Consider the following 1,194-nt stretch of genomic DNA (forward strand, 5'->3'; position numbering starts at 1 on the left):
GTCCTCGTGCGCCACCGCGCGGCCCTGCGGCCCGCCGAGCAGCTCGAGGGCGTGCGGGAACGCGGTCGCGATGACGGGCTTCCCCGCTGAGAGCGCCTCGACGAGCACGCCCGACGTGACCTGGTTGCGCGAGTCGTAGGGGAGGAGGACCGCGTCGGCCTCGGCGACGGCGGCGGCGAGCTCGGCGGGATCGAGGTAGCGGCCGTCGAGGACCACGTCGTTCTCGAGTCCGAGCTCGGTCACGAGCGCGGCGAGGGAGTCGCGGTAGGCCTCGCCGTCCGACGCGAGCACCTTGGGGTGGGTCTGCCCGTAGACCGTGTACTGCGCCGTCACTCCCGCGGCCCGGAGCTCGGCGATGGCGCGGACGCCCCACTCGAGGCCCTTGCCGGGGCCGATGAGCCCCCAGGTGATGATGCGGGGACGGTCGCGGTGGACCGGGCGCTCGGCGGCGCTCCACACCGGCACGCCGTGCGCGATCACGGCGACGCGCTCGGAGTCGACGTCGTAGCAGCGCTCGAGGATCTCGGCGGCGACGGTCGTCATGACGACGACGGCGTTCGCGAGGGAGGCGACGCGCTCGAGGACGCGGCGCTGCGACGGGCTCGGAGTCTCGAGGACCGTGTGCAGGACGACGACCGCGGGGACGGTCAGCTGCTCCATCACCTCGATCACCTCGGCCCCGTCGGGTCCGCCGTAGATGCCGTACTCGTGCTGGATCACCGCGACCTCGGTGCGGCTGAGGGCGCGGGCGGCCTGCGCGATGCTCGCGGCGTCGCCGGCCACGAGCTCGGCCACCACGTCCTGCCCGCGGGCGGGCGGGGTGGAGCCGGAGACGGCCAGCTCGTCCATCACGCGCACCGTGCGGATCGTCGCTCCGTGCGCCTCGACGAGCGCGGCCGCGAGCGACTTCGAGAAGGTCGCGAGTCCGCAGCGCGTGGGCGGGAACGTCGAGAGCAGGCCGATCGTCGCGCCGCTGGGGCGGTGCCCGAAGGAGTGGGGGTGGTCCATGCTGGGCTCCGGCCGCAGAGGCGGCCCCCGGGTGGCGGGACCGCGAACGGGCGAGGCGTCTGCCGGTCGGCATCCCTCGCGGGATCGCCGAGGGCGGATCCGGTCCACGACCGGCGAGCCGGGGTGAGTGGGTACACCGTAAGGGGGACATGTGGACGGCAGGGGTCGGGGGACGGGCCCTTGCGC

1 protein-coding gene is annotated in these 1,194 nt (G+C 74.7%); it reads right to left on the minus strand.

The features are described from left to right. The coding region (locus tag NB037_RS19280) for a glycosyltransferase (RefSeq protein WP_251948678.1) at positions 1-1,008 on the minus strand (1,008 nt) is incomplete at its 3' end. Between the last annotated feature and the right edge of the window lie 186 nt (positions 1,009-1,194).

The organism is Rathayibacter rubneri (genome assembly GCF_023743255.1).
In the GTDB taxonomy this organism is placed as follows: domain Bacteria; phylum Actinomycetota; class Actinomycetes; order Actinomycetales; family Microbacteriaceae; genus Rathayibacter; species Rathayibacter rubneri.